This is a genomic window from Microcoleus sp. N9_A2 (assembly GCF_036701775.1).
GTDB lineage: Bacteria > Cyanobacteriota > Cyanobacteriia > Cyanobacteriales > Microcoleaceae > Microcoleus.
In genome coordinates this window covers 1-18,236 of the sequence record NZ_JAUBRH010000066.1, presented here as the reverse complement: position 1 = coordinate 18,236, position 18,236 = coordinate 1, and the positions used below count along the sequence as shown (strand labels likewise).

At 46.9% G+C, this 18,236-nt stretch carries 11 protein-coding genes and 1 pseudogene; 10 read left to right on the top strand and 2 right to left on the bottom strand.

Features of this window, described 5'->3' with window-relative positions; translation table 11 throughout:
• Positions 1–169 precede the first annotated feature (169 nt).
• Positions 170–1,669 (bottom strand): serine/threonine-protein kinase, encoded by a 1,500-nt coding sequence (locus QUA44_RS25860; RefSeq protein ID WP_333255688.1) that lies wholly within the window; start codon positions 1,667–1,669, stop codon positions 170–172.
• Between the two features lie 610 nt (positions 1,670–2,279).
• Between QUA44_RS25860 and QUA44_RS25855 the strand changes: the two genes are divergently transcribed.
• Positions 2,280–3,731: a hypothetical protein gene (locus tag QUA44_RS25855; protein ID WP_333255686.1), complete on the top strand. Its 1,452-nt coding sequence runs from the start codon at positions 2,280–2,282 to the stop codon at positions 3,729–3,731.
• Positions 3,732–3,736: 5 nt separating this feature from the next.
• Here the strand turns inward: QUA44_RS25855 and QUA44_RS25850 are convergent.
• Positions 3,737–3,851, bottom strand: a pseudogene (locus QUA44_RS25850) (IS5/IS1182 family transposase); the annotation flags it as partial.
• Positions 3,852–4,725: 874 nt separating this feature from the next.
• On the opposite strand from QUA44_RS25850, the gene QUA44_RS25845 reads away from it, so the two are divergent.
• The 9 genes from QUA44_RS25845 (at position 4,726) to QUA44_RS25805 (ending at position 17,769) form a co-directional block, all read left to right on the top strand.
• The gene (locus QUA44_RS25845) at positions 4,726–7,551 is read left to right on the top strand and encodes an ATP-binding protein (RefSeq protein WP_333255684.1); all 2,826 of its coding nucleotides are present in this window, start codon (positions 4,726–4,728) and stop codon (positions 7,549–7,551) included.
• Complete coding sequence (locus QUA44_RS25840) at positions 7,548–8,939, top strand: response regulator (protein WP_333276778.1); 1,392 nt, start codon at positions 7,548–7,550, stop codon at positions 8,937–8,939. The genes QUA44_RS25845 and QUA44_RS25840 overlap by 4 nt, the downstream gene beginning before the upstream one ends.
• Positions 8,940–9,137: 198 nt before the next feature.
• Entirely contained in the window at positions 9,138–9,320 is a 183-nt protein-coding gene (locus QUA44_RS25835) for a hypothetical protein (protein ID WP_333255680.1), read from the top strand.
• Between the two features lie 325 nt (positions 9,321–9,645).
• Complete coding sequence (gene rimP / locus QUA44_RS25830; protein ID WP_333255678.1) at positions 9,646–10,110, top strand: ribosome maturation factor RimP; 465 nt, start codon at positions 9,646–9,648, stop codon at positions 10,108–10,110.
• Between the two features lie 308 nt (positions 10,111–10,418).
• Positions 10,419–11,708 (top strand): transcription termination factor NusA, encoded by a 1,290-nt coding sequence (nusA, locus tag QUA44_RS25825; RefSeq protein WP_333255676.1) that lies wholly within the window; start codon positions 10,419–10,421, stop codon positions 11,706–11,708.
• A 457-nt stretch (positions 11,709–12,165) separates the two neighbouring features.
• Positions 12,166–12,480 (top strand): YlxR family protein, encoded by a 315-nt coding sequence (locus QUA44_RS25820; protein WP_333255674.1) that lies wholly within the window; start codon positions 12,166–12,168, stop codon positions 12,478–12,480.
• Positions 12,481–12,862: 382 nt separating this feature from the next.
• Entirely contained in the window at positions 12,863–16,033 is a 3,171-nt protein-coding gene (infB, locus tag QUA44_RS25815) for a translation initiation factor IF-2 (protein WP_333255672.1), read from the top strand.
• A 528-nt stretch (positions 16,034–16,561) separates the two neighbouring features.
• Positions 16,562–17,302: a low-complexity tail membrane protein gene (locus QUA44_RS25810; protein ID WP_333255670.1), complete on the top strand. Its 741-nt coding sequence runs from the start codon at positions 16,562–16,564 to the stop codon at positions 17,300–17,302.
• 242 nt (positions 17,303–17,544) lie between these two features.
• Entirely contained in the window at positions 17,545–17,769 is a 225-nt protein-coding gene (locus QUA44_RS25805) for a hypothetical protein (RefSeq protein WP_333082445.1), read from the top strand.
• The last annotated feature ends 467 nt before the right edge of the window (positions 17,770–18,236 follow it).

Below are 18,236 nucleotides of genomic sequence, written 5' to 3'. Positions count from 1 at the left end.
ATCTTATTTTTCGCTTTTTTTAGAGCTATTTTCTACATAACAGATGATTAAACTCAAAACTTGTTAACTCTTTAATTCCTAACTCAAAACTATTTCATGACTAACACTTCGACTTCGCTTGGGGTGCAGCCTGACTAATAAATTCTGCCTTCTACCTTCTACCTTCCTTCTACAAATCCCGTCGCGACAGCAGAAACCAGATCCCACCCAAACCCAAAACACCGCACAAAACCCCGCCTTCCCACCCAAAAACAGTCCCCCCCGGCAAATGTCCAGGCTTTGCTTTAGAAGTAAAATTCAGCTCCGAATAGTATACCCACTGGCTGTTAACCCGCCAGCCCACTCGATCGCCAAACTTCTCCCAGACTGTAGCATCATAAACACCAGGCTTTCCCCCCAACTTGAGCCACAAACCCTTTTGCACAGAAAAACCAAATCTGCGGTGACTGTGCCGCACCCAAAGTTGATCGATAGTCTGCAAATCCTTAGCTGGAAACTTCCTAATATCTTCCTCACTCAAATAACCCCGTGAATTTTGCTGCATCACCTCCAGCATTTTCACAGAAGTTTCCTCATCAGCACCACGCCAATTTTTAGCAGCCAGCAGCCTTGCCAAGTGAGAATAATCAATACCTTTTTCCGACTCTAAATTCACAGAAACTAGCGGAGAATCAGTCACAGGTTGAGTCGGAACCGAAGGACTAACAACAGTTGCCTGCTGCGACTTTTCCAGCACGGGGACAACAACAACAGGAGGTTTTAAAGCATCCAAAACTTCCACAGCCGATTTGTAGCGATCTTTAACATATTCCTGAATCAACTTATCCAAAACCTGACCTAAATCCTCGCTAATTTGTGTTCCTTTTGGCAAAGCCTCCCTCCAAAGCCATCGGCCTTCAAGCGGATCGTAAAGGTCATCGTGAATGTCGCCGTAGATATCCAGATAAGGCATAACAGAAGTCAGCAAGCGAATACAAGTCACCCCCAAACTATAAAGGTCGCTAGCAGGAACAGCCCTACCGTGACGTTGTTCTAGAGCCGCGTAGCCAGGAGTTCCCAACTTAGTTCCTGTTTTGGTCGGAGCCGCAGCTACTACCTGTTTAGAAACCCCAAAATCTATCAGCACTAACTTACGATCGCGAGCTCGGCGGATCACATTCTCAGGCTTAATATCGCGGTGAATTACATTTCGGTCGTGAACAAACTTCAATAAAGGCAACAAATCTAACAGCAGTTCGCAAGTTTTAATTTCGCTATAAGCACCGTACTTATCTAACTCATCCTTTAAATTATTGCCATCAATAAACTCTTGGACTAAATACAAGCGCCCATCTTCCTCAAAATAAGAAATTAACTGAGGAATTTGCGGGTGCTTCAGTTCGTATAACCGCCTTGCCTCTTGTTCAAACAGTCGAACATATTTTTTAAAATGACCCGGTTTCCGCTGAAATTCTTGAGGGGGTGACAACTGTTTAATCACGCACAATTCCTCAAATTTTCCATGATTAACAGCTCGGAAAGTCCTGCCAAATCCCCCATCTCGCAGCGGTTCAGTTGCTGCATAAAGGTCTTTTAGCAGCAGCTTTGAACCACAATTAAGACAATAGTTTGTGCCTGGTGGGTTCTGACGCTTGTCTCTTGGGCAATCGAGATTAAGGCAGTATGTCATATATTAAAAAAATGCGAACAAAATTAGTAGGAAGGGTTTTATATTATTCAAGAGTCCGATCGCGAGCTGGTTTTTGTAGAGGCGAAACCTCGAACCTTACGGAGGCGACAGCCACCCTCGCGATCAGAGGGGTCGCTCTCGCCAGACTGCCCCTGAGCAAGTATAACTCTCTTGAGGGTTTGACCTCAAACTCGAAGTCCACATCTAACCTTAGACTCCCCTCCGTGCAATACATTTGATTTAGCGGTCAAAAAGCCACCAGCTCAAACAGAAATAGTAATTTATTACCAGCCCCGTGAACTCTGCAACGCCAAAAAAACTGAGGATTCCGCCTGAGATATAATTTTATTGCCAGAGAGAAGCACACTAACGGGAGCCACAGCTTCCGTCAACTTCGATGGGCTTTAATATTTTAGCAGCATAATTTATTAGTTAACCAGGCGGAATCAACAATCCAAAACTCCCCAACAAACGCACGTTAAAATAAAGACTAGCTTCCGCGATCGCAATCCGAGCGATCCCCGACAAGTAGCCAGTTTTCCCTGTTTTCTTTTTTCAGCTATTACCAGTTACATCTATTTCGATCGGTCTACTTAATTAGGAACCGCCAGTGACACCAAAACTACAGCCCTCTCAAACTCCAAACTCCCGCATAAAATCACCAAAAGTCCCCTGGTTCGAGCGGTTCATGGCACTGGTCGCCCTAGGAAATTTAAGCCTAGTATTATTTGACATAACTTACGTCTCCGGGCGAGATTTCTACCTCCGGCAACTGCCAGTTTTAACTCAAGTATACGACCCATTTAAAGGAATTAAACCCCACCGAGACACCCAGCAATATCTGGAAACCTTAGAAGAACTAAAAATTCAAGTAGTGCAAACAGGATTGCCCTCTCCCCAAGTAGCAGCCAAATTGCAGGAAATAAACAATTTGAGCGCGAAAATGATCGACGAAGATCCCTTTCGAGTAGCATCAAAAAGTGGCACCCTAGAAAAAATCAAAGACCGGATGCGCGATCGCGTCCCGAATCCACAAGACTCCGCTAAACAATCATTCCAAAGATTTTGGAGCCAAGACTATTTAAACAAACAAGACTGGCAAAAAGAAATCCAGTGGTTTGACTCCAAAATCAAGCCATTAATCGCCACCAACTATTACCGCGCCATCGGAGACAACGGCGAATTCACCGATAACTTCTGGCTAATCGACCTGCCATTTATTGCCATATTCGCGATCGAATTTCTAGCCCGTACCTACTTGATCAGCCGCCGCCACCGCAGCGTTACTTGGCGATCAGCCATGCTCTGGCGATGGTACGACATCTTCCTGCTGCTCCCATTCTGGCGTCTGTTGCGAATATTACCCGTCACAATTCGCATCCACCAAGCCAAAATGCCGGATCTCCAACCCATACGCACCCAAATCAGCCGAGGTTTCGTCGCCAACTTCGCCCAAGAATTGACCGAAGTAGTAGTAATTCAACTCATCAACCAGATGCAACAATCAATTACTACAGGCGAACTGGCGCGTCAACTATTTCAATCTAAAAAACAGCGCTATCTAGACATCAACAATATCAATGAAATAGAAGCGATCGCCACCCATCTAGTCCAAATAACCGTCTACAAAGTCCTGCCCCAACTCCAGCCAGACCTAGAAGCCCTCCTCCGGTACAATATTGAAACCTTCCTCAAACAATCCCCCCTCTATCAAGGATGGAAGCAAGTACCCGGCATGGGAAACCTGCCCGAACAGCTAGCACAGCAATTAGTTGCAGAACTCTCAAAATTAGTCACCCTCGGCCCCCAAGATGCCTACGAGGCCTTCAAAATCGCCAGCGAAGACCCCGTAGGTACTAAACTCTCAAGCCAGCTAGTCCAACATTTCGGGCAAGCTTTGGGAGCCGAACTGCAACAGCAGCAAACCTGGCAAGAAATACAAATCTTGCTGTGTGATTTCCTCGAAGAGTTCAAAATCAACTACATCCAGCGGTTGAGCGAAGAAGACTTCGAGAAAATTTTAGAACAAGCCAAAGAACTGCAACGGATAGCCCCGCGTTAGGGCTAGTCTCCCCAGGCGATGCCCCCTCGGTAGCGGTACAACACCGCTTCCACGAACAACCAATTGTAAGCAGACTGTCCCACCCACACAACCTTCACCTCCGCGCAACAAATCTTTGATCCTTTCCCACTGTTAATCCCGTAGGGCATAACGGCGACTTGTCATGGCGATCAAATCCTTCTAGTCGGCTGTACCTCTCCTTTCCCTTCCTTGACATCAACTGATGACAAACCCTAGCCTCTCGGATTTGAAGAACCTTAAAATCCTTGCCAGCCATGTGTTTACCTCTAATACCAAATTCACGATTAAGCTTAGATAATTTCCCTGAATTAAAAAAATATTTCTCAGACATATCCTGTATCATAATTCCCTCTGCTCCACCGCTTTACTTATTTTTTTCTTCCCCAATTAGCAATTAGCAATTACCCTGCTGTAACTCCTGCAAATGAAACTTGCTGAAATTGTAAACTTTCATGTGCGATCGGCATTGTCTACAAGTGTCATCTGCAGGGCTGTGCATCAAATATTCAGCGCAGTAGTTAGTTAGACCGCCGTTAGGGTTCTCAGCGGCCTGGCGTGTCATTTTTTTTAGCGACAGGACTCAATTTTTTTAGACGTATATTATATCAATATATATGCAAGTTTGATGAAATGATACTTTTTAGACTCAATCTGTAAAGTAAAGTTAAAAAATACTACAAATATCTCTAAACCAAGTAATGTATTAGATATGATTGCTAACGGCTTTCCTAAAAGCTAAAAAAAATTACAAATGCTAGCAAAAATCAGGCGCGTCAGTATCTTGAGTTAGCTCTTATTATACCCCTCTCACAGAAAACACGTAAGTAGCCATGCTTGTTTAAGCAAGTTACTGTCTCAAACTTTTTACTAACTCTTATAGATTGCTTTTCTATATATATTTCCTCAGCCTCATTTCACTCTTCTCCACTTAGATTTTTCAGCCAACTCGTTACCCCAGGAGTAACACCAATCAATGTCACACACCTCTCCAACCACTTTTGTGTCAAACCGTTCTCAAAAAAAACTGTCCCTGCGCCTGATTTTAGTATTCCCATTCGTTTTGCAAATATTTGCCGCCGTCGGGCTGACAGGCTGGCTATCCTTACGCAACGGGCAAAAAGCAGTCAACGAAGTTGCTAGCCAATTGCGGAGTGAAATTACGGCCCGCATCCAGCAGCAGCTCAACACATACCTAGATACAGCGCCTCGCGTCAATCAACTTAATGCCAATGCCATTCGACTAGGATACTTAAATCCAGACGAATTGGAGAGTACGGAGCGCTATTTGTGGGAGCAACTTCAAGCCTTTCCTTCTCTGCCCCAGATGGGTTTTGCTACTAAAACTGGAGAGTTCATTGCCGTTGAACGCCAAGAGAATGGCCAAATATTTTTTAAAATAGCAGACAAAGAGCATCGGAATGAACTTCATATTTATGAATCTGATAGCAAAGGCAATCAAACGAAGCTTTTAAAAGTCTCCCGCAACTACAATATACTCCGCCGTTCATGGTATAAAGACAGTGTACGCTTAGGCCGGCCCACATGGAGCGAAATTTTTCCGCTTACAGGTCAGAAAACGCTCTCTCTCCCTGCCGGACATCCAGTTTATGACGAAAGTGGCGAACTGCGCGGAGTATTCGTTGCTAATTTTTTGATCTCTTTCCTCAGCGACTTTCTGCAAAGCATAAAAATCGGTCGATCGGGACAGACATTCATTATGGAACGTTCTGGACTCCTAGTAGGCAGTTCAACTCTCAAAGAAGCATTTATCACCAACAATGGCAAACTCGATCGCCTGAATGCTTTAGACAGCACAGATGATTTAATCCGGCTGACAACAGCGCATTTAAAAGAACACTTTGGCGACCTCACTAAAATTAATAGCTCTCAGCAATTGGATTTTACGATCGCCGGCCAGCGGGAATTCCTCCAAGTTATGCCCTTTCAGGATAGCCGAGGGTTGGACTGGCTGATCGTCGTCGTAGTTCCAGAAAGCGATTTCATGGATCAAATTAACGCCAATACCCAGACTACCATTTTATTGTGTTTGGGAGCCTTAACACTGGCCACCATTTTGGGAATCCTAACCGCACGCTGGATTACCAGCCCGATTCTCCGTTTGAGCGCAGCTTCTAGAGCGATCGCCAGTGGCGACTTAGAGAAAAATGTGCAGGTAAAAGGCGTAGAAGAACTAGAAATTCTGGGTCAGTCTTTCAACCTTATGGCACAACAGTTGCGCGAATCCTTTGATGCGCTAGCAAAGACCAATTCCGAGCTAGAAATCCGAGTACAAGAACGCACCGCTGAACTCACCGAAGCCAAACAAATCGCTGATAGTGCCAACCAAGCTAAAAGTGAATTTTTAGCGAATATGAGTCACGAATTGAGAACGCCACTCAATGGAATTTTAGGATACGCTCAAATCCTAGAACGCTCAACAACTATGGCTCCGAAAGATATCCAAGGCATCAGTATTATTCACCAGTGTGGTTCCCACCTGTTAACCCTGATTAATGACATCTTAGACCTCGCTAAAATTGAAGCTCAGAAATTGGAACTGTACGCGAAAGATTTCCATTTTCCTTCCTTTTTGCAGGGAGTCGCGGAAATCTGCCGCATCCGAGCCGAACAAAAAGGAATGGCTTTTGTTTATCAACCCAGTTCTGAAATTCCGGCTGGCATCTACGCTGACGAGAAACGCTTGCGACAGGTACTAATTAACTTACTGAGCAATGCAATTAAGTTTACCGACGGCGGAGGGGTGACTTTTAAGATAGAACATCTGGAAAACGGGACAGGTGAAAAGGTACAAAGCCATGACCAAAAGCCAGCCTCACTAATTCACAAAATTCGGTTTCAAATTGAAGATACTGGCGTTGGTATGACACCCGAACAATTAAAAAAAATATTTTTGCCTTTTGAACAGGTAGGAGAGAGCAAGCGTCAGGCGGAAGGAACCGGACTCGGTTTAACAATTAGCCAGAAAATTGTCGAAATCATGGGTAGTACAATCCAAGTAAAAAGTCAGTCAGGAGTCGGCAGTGTTTTTTGGGTAGATTTGGATTTACGGGAAGCGGCAGACTGGGCAAATACAGCCGCGATTGCCAAGCAAAGAAAGCTGGTTGGCTACCAAGGTAGAAAGCAGAAAGTTTTGGTTGTGGATGACAAATGGGAAAACCTCTCGGTCATTGTCAATCTCCTGGAACCCCTCGGCTTTGAAGTAACCGAAGCTAAAAACGGTAAAGAAGGTTTAGAAAAAGTAGAAGAGTTTCAGTTCGATTTGATTATCACTGACTTGGTGATGCCAGTGTTAGATGGCTTTGAGATGATGCGCCGCATCCGAAATTTGTCACACTATAAAGACGTGGCAATCCTTGCTTCATCTGCCAGTGTATTTGCTACGGATCAACATAAAAGCTTGGAGGGGGGAGCCAACGATTTTCTCGGTAAGCCAGTGCAGGCAGAAGAGCTATTTGAGATATTGCAAAAGTATTTAAAACTTGAATGGATATATGAGGAACGAAAGAATGAAAAAATCAGCACTATTCCTTTTTCCTCAGATCCTCAATCACTTTCTAAATCGACCTCTGTAGTAGCGCCCCCTCCCGGAGAAATTGAACTCCTACTTGAACTGGCGATGAGAGGCAACGTGAAAGGAATTGTGAAGCGCAGTGAGCACCTAGAGAAATTGGATCAGAAATTTGTGTCCTTTGCTGTTGAGCTGCGCCAGTTAGCCCAAGGCTATCAGGTCAAAAAAATCAAAGAGTTTATTACATCCCACAGAATAGAAAAAGAATGAAGGCAGCAAATATGGAAACAAGTAGCATCTTAATCGTTGATGATAATCCTAGCAATCTGGACGTGCTTTCTGAAGCTTTAGCGGGTTTTGGATGGGAGATATTGGTAGCAACTGATGGCGCAACTGCCATCGAACAGGCTGAATATAGTCACCCTGATTTGATTCTGTTAGATGTAATGATGCCAGGAATTGACGGGTTTGAAACCTGCCATCGCCTGAAAGAAAGTCCGTTGACGAACGAAATTTCGGTAATTTTTATGACGGCTCTGTCTGACATAGGAGATAAAGTCAAAGGCTTTAATCTAGGGGCGGTGGATTACATTACTAAGCCCTTTGAACAAAAGGAGGTGTTAGCTCGCGTCAACCTCCATTTAAAGCTGCGTTCTTTGACTAAAACTCTCGCCGACCAAAATCTGCTTCTCAAACGGGAAATTGAAGACAGGCTCGCAGCAGAAGCAGCGTTACATCACCTCGCGCAGGATTTAGAAAAACGGGTGGAAAAACGAACGGCTGAACTTTCTCAAGCTTTGGATAATCTTAAAAAAGCTCAAGTGCAAATCGTTCAAAGTGAAAAGATGGCTTGCCTTGGTCAACTTGTAGCTGGGGTAGCTCACGAAATTAACAACCCAGTTAGTTTTATCTCCAATAATATCCCTATTGCCAAGGAATATATTGCCGATTTGATCGAGATGACTCGGGTGTGCCAGCACAACGTTACTTCGACATCAGAATTTGAGGATAAGTCCGAGGAAATTGAGTTAGATTTTATTGTTGAAGATTTGCCCAAAATTCTTGATTCAATGGCGGTAGGAACAGAGCGACTTTACAATCTTTCTATGTCACTGCGTAATTTTTCTCGCTTGGATACATCGGCACTAACGCCAGTGAATATTCACGATGGGCTAGATAGTACGTTATTAATTTTAGGGCATCGGCTGAAATCTAAAGGAAGTTTCCCAGGAATTGCAGTGATTAAAGAGTATGGCAAATTGCCCCTAGTTGAGTGTTATCCGGGGCAACTTAATCAGGTGTTTATGAATATATTGGCGAATGGAATTGATGCTTTAGAAGAGTCTACGATTAGTTGTCCGCTGTGCGGGGAAAAGAAACAGAGCAATGACACTCCACAGATTCGGATCTGCACTGAAATGCTTGATGGCGACAAAGTGATGATTCGGATTGCTGATAATGGGGTGGGCATAACTCAGGAAGTAATGCAGCATTTATTCACGCCGATGTTTACTACTAAATCAGTGGGTAAAGGGACAGGTTTAGGTTTGTCGATTAGCCGTGAGATTGTAGAAGCAAAACATGGTGGTACGCTGACCTGCATTTCCTCGCCCGAATGGGGGGTAGAGTTTGTAATTGAGCTTCCTATTCAGCATTAGTAAGGGGGATTGTTTATGGTGAATATTAGTTTGGCTGTTTTGTCAATATACCGTTAATTTGGCGATCGCCCATGTAGAATCTACCAATCACCATCACTGTCAAGCTCTTCACCCCCTATCAAGAAGCAGAGGGCTTGTCCGAACTGAAATTAGAATTTCCCAAAGAAACCTCCGTATCGCAAGTCCTAGACCGCCTGAGTGCCGCCAACGGTTCTATGGGCATCGCACCCGCTTCGGTATCAACCAGGAATTTGCCCTCGCCCCACTCCACTCCAAAACGGTTATGAAGTCGTCCTCATCCCCCCTGTCAGCTCTCCCCCTCTACCCTCGGACAGTCCGCCGATGGCGATCGGTTTGTCACCGGGCGGGCGATCGAGCTAAAATGAAAAATGAGGCACACTTCGATCGGAAGCAGGTCTCAAACTTCTTGGAAGAAATTGTTTTACCTAGGAGTGGGTCAAGCCCACTTTTTTTGTTGCATTAGTCGCAGGAAAAGAGATCTGGGCGTCAGACTTGCCAGTTGAAGACTGATCCAGTAGGGATAATTCCCCCGCTTGAGATTCCCAGCAGGGATGCTGGCTAAGTCCCAAAGTTGAAGACGAAAGTCGCAGCAACCCAATAAAACCACCTCAAAGCAAAGCAATCTCAACACCTGATTTTTGCTTGCCCGTGTCCGAGTTCAGGAGTGTTAACTTAAATATTCGATATGACTCATCCCCTAATCCCACAAATCATTGACTTAGCTACCCCCGTTGCGGAAACACTGGGATTGGAAGTAGTGGGAGCAGTGTTTCACACCAACCAAAATCCCCCCGTCTTGCGGGTAGACATCCGCAACCTCCAACAAGACACGGGTTTAGCAGACTGCGAGCGCATGAGCACAGCCCTCGATGCTGAGTTAGAGGCAGCCGAAATCATACCCGACGCCTACGTGCTAGAGATTTCCAGTCCCGGCATATCCCGCTTGCTCAGCAGCGATCGAGAATTCATTACTTTTAAAGGTTTCCCCATCACAGTCAAAACCACCGAACCGGACTCGCGAGTCAAAGAGTGGAAAGGACTACTTGTGGGCCGGGACGAAACAACTGTTTATCTCAATCAAAAAGGGCGACAGGTTAAAATTCCCCGCCCTCAGATTGTCAAAGTTGAACTAGACGAAGGAAAGGAGTAGTAAAGGTCAATTTTGAGTTTTGAGTTTTGAGTTGTAGGGGCAGTGGATGGTGCGTGCCCGCCCGATTTGAGTGTTGAGATTGCCTCGCAGCAAGCTGAAAATGCTTCGCTGCGAGTTAATTTTTAAGAATCATATCTTTAGCAGCGGGGTTGAATTGGCACAATAAATAAATTGTTACAGCACCCAGATTTCCTAAGCCTATCCAGCAACTGATCAATCATCAGTCATCACTTTTTCTCGAAAATCACCAATTACTGATTACCGATTACCAGTTACGTATTGTCAAAACAAAAAAAGGAGTGTTTTATATGTCAATGGTTCCCCTCCCAGGACTCAAAGAAATGGTCGAAGGTATTAGCAAAGAGCGAAATTTACCCAAACACGCCGTCCAAGCAGCCTTGCGAGAAGCCCTGCTCAAAGGATACGAGCGCTACCGTCGCACCCAAAAACTAGATCACTTCAGCGAAGAATACTTCGACAACTTTGATGTAGAACTGGACGCAGAACAAGAAGGTTTCCGCGTTTTAGCGAACAAAACTATTGTCGAAGAAGTCACCAACCCCGATCACGAAATATCACTTTCGGAAGTGCAAGAAGTAGCCACGGAAGCTCAGCCTGGGAGCATCGTGCTCGTAGACGTAACACCAAATCAAAAAGAATTTGGTCGCATGGCTGCCATCCAGACCAAACAAGTTCTCGCTCAAAAATTGCGCGACCAACAGCGCAAAATGATTCAAGAAGAGTTTAAAGATTTAGAAGAAACTGTTCTTCAAGCCAGAGTTCTCAGGTTTGAGAGGCAGTCGGTAATTTTGGCAGTCACCAGCAGCTTTGGTCAGCCGGAAGTAGATGCCGAACTCCCGAAGCGCGAACAGTTGCCCAACGATAATTACCGGGCAAATGCTACATTCAAGGTTTATCTCAAAAAAGTAGGCGAAGGCTCCACGAGAGGGCCGCAGTTACTTGTTTCTAGAGCTGACGCAGGTTTGGTGGTTTACCTGTTTGCTAACGAAGTGCCAGAAATAGAAGACGGAGTAGTCAGAATTGTTGCGGTAGCCAGAGAGGCAAATCCTCCCTCGCGGCACGTCGGCCCCCGGACTAAAATAGCAGTTGATACTCTCGATCGCGACGTAGACCCCGTAGGAGCCTGCATCGGAGCGCGGGGATCGCGAATTCAGGTAGTAGTCAACGAATTGCGCGGCGAAAAAATAGATGTGATCCGCTGGTCTCCAGATCCCGCAACTTATATCGCTAATGCTTTGAGTCCTGCTAGAGTAGATGAAGTGCGTTTGGTTGCCCCAGAAGGCAGGCGCGCTCACATTTTGGTCGCTGAAGACCAACTGAGTCTTGCCATTGGTAAAGAAGGTCAGAACGTCCGCCTCGCAGCCCGCCTGACTGGTTGGAAAATCGATATCAAAGATATTGCTAAGTACGATCGCGCCGCCGAAGACACCAAATTGGCAGCAGAAGAAACTAGGCTCGAAGAACTAGCAGGCGACTACGACGCAGACGAAGGATCGGACTACGACAGCGACGAGGAAACCGCAGAATTTGAGGAAGAGGAGGCAGTCGCCACGGAGGAAACCGAAGCAGCAGTATAAAAACTGTGACATTCACAATATTTTGTCTCGAAGGGAGACAAGGAGGACTTGTCCCCTACTCCCCTCGGACCCTACTCCCCCTCTCACTCCGTTGACATTCACCCCGACTATCAGGTACGGGGATTCCCAAACCTCACGATTTGAATTTCTGCTTCTTCGCAACTACCTCCACCCTAAAAGAGATTTGGTCTTATGTTCGCTCTCGCGCACTAACCCCGCAAGCCCTGCGGTTTTTACGTGTCGAATACCAAACGGAATTCTTCGTAGTTTTGATTCTAGGGATGTTTACCATTGCCCTATCCTCTTTTCCCGGTCTACCGACTTTGCTTCGCCGCCAGCACAAGGCTGAACTTCGCTCGTATAGGCTGTTTGATCCATCGTCTCGGGTGGGTCGGTGACCAATTATATTGTAATATAAAGCCGTCCTAAAAGGACGGGGTTTCTACCCCATTTTCTGATGAAACCGAACTACCGGTGCTGTGCAAGTTGTCGAAAAATAGCTTCTAAGGAAGCTTTTTGGCGAGTAGTCAGGCTCTATCCTTCTCATCAGGTACAATTAGATCGTGGCATGGGCCGTTCTGCTTACCTTTGTCGGAAAGCCGAATGCCTCAAAGCAGCTCAGAAAAAAAATCGACTTGGGCGCTCGCTCAAAGCGCCTGTGTCTGACGAACTGTACCAAACACTTTGGCAGCGTTTAGCCACATCTGACTGTACATCTTACTCTGGCAAGGCCGGACGAAAAACCGACAATAGTTCGGCATCGACTGTATAAACCCTCTTGGCAGCCCTACCAGTAATTACCGGTAGCGCCAGCTATAAAACCCCAATCCGATCTGCCCACCAGTCTGGAAAGATTTGTGTCAGATTAGATAAGGGTAGGTTACTAGCAGAGGTATCCTCAAGGTGGAAAGGCAAACTTTGAAGCTTGAGAGAGTGGGTTTTGCCAAAACTCAGACTTCGGAGTTCCAAGTTCCCAAACAGACTTGAGAATTCTTCAACCGCAGACTTCAGCGAGTTGCATCTTTTAGATAAAATTGCTGAGTGAGTACCAAAACCCCGATTCCTGACACTGAATCAATCACAGCGAATGATGTCGTCATTAGAACAAAAAATCACAATGTAAAAACTGGTTGGCACAAAAGAGGGCAGAGTGGATGAACAACGGCAAAGTAAGAATTTACGAATTATCACGGGAACTAAATTTGGATAATAAAGACATCTTGGCAGTATGCGAGCGGCTCAATATTTCAGTCAAGAGCCACAGCAGCACAATTACAGAATCCGAAGCAGAGCGCATTCGCAAAACGGCGGAAAAATACGTAGCCAGTAGCCACTCTTCCCCCGGCAAGCCAGCTCCACCCGAAAGAGCAGCAGCGCCATCTAGAGAATCTGGCCCTCACCCTAACGACCAACAAAAAAAGCAGCAAATTTTAGAAATACGCAGTCCAAAAGTACGGCCGGCTGGTGCTTCCTCCCAGCCTGCAGGCAACGAGGAGAACAAAAACCAGCCGGCGGCAACCGTGGCAACTCCTCCCAAGTCGCCCGCAGCTCAACAACTCCAGCCTCCAGCTAAACCGAATATCAATCGACCTGTACTGTCGAAGCCAAATGTATCTGTCTCGGCGGCTCCGTCAGAAATAGTGTCGGAAACTGTAGGTGCGATCGCCCCGGAAACCACCGCCCAGGCTCAGGCACCTGCGGCACCTCAACCGCCGTCGGAAAAGGCTCCAGAACGCACCCAGCAACCGCCAGTCGCTCCGGCAGCGCCGCCCGGGGCAAAACTCACGTCGCCGCCAGTCAGAGGGGCGTCGGAGTCGGCTAGCCGCAGCCCACAAAATCTGGGAAACAAGCCGGTACTAAAACTGGCAAAAACCGAGCAAGAGCAATCACAACAGTCAGAAACTCTGGAAGCGCCGGCTAAACCGAGCCGCCCCAGCAGACCTGCACCGGGAGGTACCGAATCTCGCGACGCGCAAAGACCGCGCCGGGAAGGCGCTGGTGGCCCAGTCAAAACTCAACTTGCCGATCGACCCCAGCCAGGTGGTGGGCCGCGCCGGAGTCTAGCCCCCGCAACGTCAGCTACCGGGCTGCGTAGCCGTGGTGGCGACACGGGAGCCGCAGGGGATGACACTGATGACAATGAAGAAGATAATACGCCGGACTCCGGGATTCTTCTCCTCGAAAGGCCCTCCCTCCCTCGTCCTGCCAAAAAGACTTCGGCCATTTGGGAAGAAGACGACGACGAAAACTCAGATGCTGCCAAGGCTGCAAAGGCTGCCAAACTCAAACAACGTCGCCTCAAACCCATAGATGAGGATGACGATGACTTAGAAAATGGCTTGGATATGCCAGCACCAGTCACGGTCAGTCTGTCCCTAGCCCGCCCGGCTAAGGCGAAGACACAAGCAGCACCAAAATCAACACCAACTCCGGGCGCACCCGGAAGTAGTGGCAAAAATAAGAGACCGGGCCCTTCTCACGATAAAAGCTCGTCTGGTTCTTCAGGCGGACGCGGTAGCCGTGGCAAAACAGTCGAAGCTAAGGTAGAACGTCCTGAAACACTGATGCTTAGCAGGCCGATGACCGTTCAGGAACTCGCAGGTACTTTGGCTGTTCCCGAAACGGAAATTATCAAGCGGCTGTTCTCTAAAGGGATTGCGGTCAACATTACCGAAACCCTGGATATTGCAGCGGTGAGAATCGTAGCTGAAGAAATGGGCATAGAGGTAGAAACCCCTGAAAAAGTAGCCCCAGCCCTCAAAGTGATCGAGATGCTGGACGCAACAGATATGGAATACCTCCAACGCCGTCCACCAGTAGTAACGATTATGGGTCACGTCGATCACGGTAAAACTACCTTGCTCGACTCGATCCGCAAAACCAAGGTTGCTCAAGGAGAAGCTGGGGGTATTACCCAGCACATCGGTGCTTATCACGTGGATGTGGTACACGAAGGCAAGAGCCAGCAGGTTGTATTTTTGGATACGCCCGGTCACGAAGCCTTTACGGCAATGCGGGCTCGTGGAACGCGGGTGACAGATATCGCGATCTTGGTGGTAGCGGCCGATGACGGTGTGCGTCCACAAACAATTGAAGCTATCAGTCACGCGAAAGCGGCTAAAGTGCCAATTGTTGTGGCGATCAATAAAATTGATAAGGAAGGCGCTCAGCCGGAACGAGTCAAACAAGAGTTGACAGAGTACGGCTTGGTTGCCGATGACTGGGGCGGTGATATTACGATGGTTCCTGTCAGCGCGATCCGAGGCGAAAATCTCGATATGCTGTTGGAAATGATCTTGACCGTCGCGGAAATGGAAGACCTCAACGCTAACCCGAACCGCGCGGCTAAGGGTACGGTGATTGAAGCTCACCTCGATAAGGCAAGGGGGCCTGTGGCAACTTTGCTGGTGCAGAACGGTACTCTGCGGGTGGGCGATATTGTGGTCGCAGGCTCGGCTTTGGGTAAGGTGCGGGCTATGATCGACGATCGCGGCGAACACGTAAAACAAGCAACTCCATCCTTTGCGGTGGAAGTGCTGGGGCTGCGAGAAGTTCCTCGTGCAGGAGACGAATTCGATGTCTTCGCGAACGAAAAAGAAGCTGCGGCGATCGCCGATGCCAGAGCTACATCCCAACGAGATTCACGTATATTGCAAGGTGGTAGGATCAGCCTCAGTGGCTTCTCTCAACAAGCTAAGGAAGGTGTTCTTAAGGAACTCAACTTAATCTTGAAGGCAGATGTCCAAGGCTCCCTCGAAGCAATTGTCGGTGCTCTGACTCAACTTCCTCAAAAAGAAGTTCAACTCCGACTGCTGCTATCTGCTCCTGGGGAAGTCACAGAAACCGACATTGACCTCGCAGCCGCCAGTAATGCTGTGATTGTCGGGTTCAATACTACTCTCGCCACCGGCGCTCGCCTCGCGGCTGACCAAGCGGGCGTAGACGTGCGGGAATACAGCATCATCTACAACCTCTTGGATGATATTCAAGGGGCGATGGAAGGCCTGCTGGAACCCGAATTGGTGGAAGAACCTTTGGGTCAAGTCGAAGTCCGCGCTGTCTTTGCGATCGGTCGCGGGGCTGTGGCTGGATGTATGGTACTCTCTGGCAAAGTCATCCGTAACTGTAAGGTGCGGGTGCGCCGGGGCAACAATGTCGTTTACGAAGGTGTCCTCGACTCCCTCAAACGGATGAAGGAAGATGCCAAGGAAGTCAATGCTGGCTTTGAATGCGGCATTTCCTTGAGCGGGTTTAGCGACTGGGCGGATGGCGATATTATTGAAGCCTACCGGATGGTTACTAAACGCCGGACTCTCTCTCAATAGTTTTGAGTTGTGAGTGTTGAGTGGGAAGAGAATTTTTGAGCGATCGCAGCAACCAAATTGCCGATCGCTCGAAACTATTCTCTTCAACTCAATACTCCAAAACTCAGTTGACAGTTGACAGCTTGCCCTGAGCGAAGTCGAAGAGTTGACAGTTGACAGTTGACAGTTGACAGCTTGCCCTGAGCTTGTCGAAGGGTTGACAGTTGACAGTTGACAGTTGACAGAAAGAATAAGGAAGAGTTGACAGCTTGCCCCCGAGCGCAGTCGTTGGGTTGACCGAAGGAAAAGGGAAGTCGGAAAAAGGAAGAAGGAATTAAGAACTTCCTAATCGTCTTTATCCTTGCTTAAAATTGAAAATTTGCTCACTCCAATAAGAATTACCGAAATAAACCAGATTTCTGCTTGTAAGTCCTCGGTTTGATAGCTAAATATTTACTCCTCGCATCGGATTTCAGAGTCAAGAGTGCATCCCAAAATCTCAAAATCCAAGATTCAAAACTCCTAATTCATAACTAATAATTAATTAAAGTGCGTTCTTTTTGGTCAGAGCCTTTCTTGTGGATTCACCTTTCTGGGGCGGCTGCACTGCCGATATTCCTGGGACTGTGTTTGCTGGGACTCGCAGTGGGTTCTCCCGCGATTCCTGTGTGGTTAGAAGTGTTTTTAGTGGCTGTAGCAGGTATTGTTCCTGTGCTGTGGATGCAGTGGTTCCGCCCTTTTTACATTTTTAGTATTTTAGTTGTGGCGGTAAAACCGCAGAATTTAACTTCTGTGCAGCAGCAGATTATGACTCGGTTTAAAACTAAGTTAAATCAAGGAATCGCTCTTTTTGTGGCTGTTTTGCTGGCAGTAATTTTGTGGCAACTCTACCGATTGGCTCCTCTGGCAGCTTCGGTGGCTCCCTTTCCTCCTTCCTGGCGGTGGGCTGGATTGTTGTTGGCAGCTTCTGGTTTTTTAGCTAGCAATTTGTTTTTGCAGGTGTCTGCTAGTGTCATGGCGGTTTTGCTGACGCCGGAATCAGAATTTGCAGCGACAAAGCCTCATGTTTTAGAAAAAATTCGGCAGGATTTTACGATCGCGCCTTGGCAAGTCGATCGACTTTTGCCGGCTTTGGCAGCCGAGACAACTGCCGCTGTGGCTGCACCCGTAGAGTCAATTGGGCCAGCATCCGGCATAGGGAATTCGTCAGTCGGCAGTATTGTCAACCCAAAACCTGCTGACACCAACGGCGTTACATCTCTACCCGAACAGTCGAGCGAAAAAAAGTGAAATAAAAAATTAAGAGGGGGACAATTGTAGTTTAAGCTACTTTAATTTGTACAGATGTATGCTGTGAAAAAAAATAGGTAAGGCCCCTCTTCGGATAGAGATTATTAATAGTCTTAATATTTAATTTTTAATTGCAGGTTGTGGATATTTTATATTGGCTATCTGGAGAGAAGAATCTATAATAGAGAGTGTCAAGGTCAGCTTTCAATCCTTACAGGGGATTAAAACAGAGGTATAACAATATGGCGAATTATCTACCGATCGCACAAGAACCTCAAGCCGCAGATCCGATAGAGCTGTGCGAAGATTCTGAAATCTGGGGCAGTCTCAAATCCGCGATCGGCGCAAGTTCAGGATTTCAACGCTGGCAACTAGAACTCAATTTTGAGCGTCAGCAGCAAAATGCCACCATCGATCAGCAGGTTCGTTCCTATCTGCGGGAAACTTTAGAAACCTTGGCTTACTGAGTGCCCTAAAACCAAATATTGTCACGGTTTGTGAATTTTACAGACCAATTCTGCTGGCATCCCCTCCAATATGCTATGTGAGTGCCGACAGGTGAGTGTCGAGAGTGAGTGTCGATCGTAACTTCGGGCATCAAATTGCAGGGGGCAGTATTTCTGCTTACGGAGTGTGGATTAATTTCGGCAGCCTACTGGCAACACACTCTCAGACAATTCAAGAGAAAATTAGCCTGAAACCCCCCAGACAAAGCGACTGCAGCCGCTATCTATTGACTTGGCTGTGCCGAAATTCTTGATAAGAATGCTGAACAAAAATAAAATTAACAGTGCTAGAGTGGCAGTAAATCAAACCGTCCACATCAACCTGATTACAAACCTTTTGCACCGTAAGTCTTATTTAGTTTTCATAAAAATTAATACGGGATGTGGGAAACTCAGTGGCTTCAGCCCTGAGAGGGAAACGGCTCGGG

What these genes read in the sequence shown, in the direction of transcription:
- QUA44_RS25860 (WP_333255688.1), bottom strand. Translation starts at nt 1,669, where the DNA reads ATGACATACTGCCTTAATCTCGATTGCCCAAGAGACAAGCGTCAGAAC.
- QUA44_RS25845 (WP_333255684.1), top strand. Translation starts at nt 4,726, where the DNA reads ATGTCACACACCTCTCCAACCACTTTTGTGTCAAACCGTTCTCAAAAA.
- QUA44_RS25840 (WP_333276778.1), top strand. Translation starts at nt 7,548, where the DNA reads ATGAAGGCAGCAAATATGGAAACAAGTAGCATCTTAATCGTTGATGAT.
- rimP (WP_333255678.1), top strand. Translation starts at nt 9,646, where the DNA reads ATGACTCATCCCCTAATCCCACAAATCATTGACTTAGCTACCCCCGTT.
- nusA (WP_333255676.1), top strand. Translation starts at nt 10,419, where the DNA reads ATGTCAATGGTTCCCCTCCCAGGACTCAAAGAAATGGTCGAAGGTATT.
- QUA44_RS25820 (WP_333255674.1), top strand. Translation starts at nt 12,166, where the DNA reads ATGAAACCGAACTACCGGTGCTGTGCAAGTTGTCGAAAAATAGCTTCT.
- infB (WP_333255672.1), top strand. Translation starts at nt 12,863, where the DNA reads ATGAACAACGGCAAAGTAAGAATTTACGAATTATCACGGGAACTAAAT.
- QUA44_RS25805 (WP_333082445.1), top strand. Translation starts at nt 17,545, where the DNA reads ATGGCGAATTATCTACCGATCGCACAAGAACCTCAAGCCGCAGATCCG.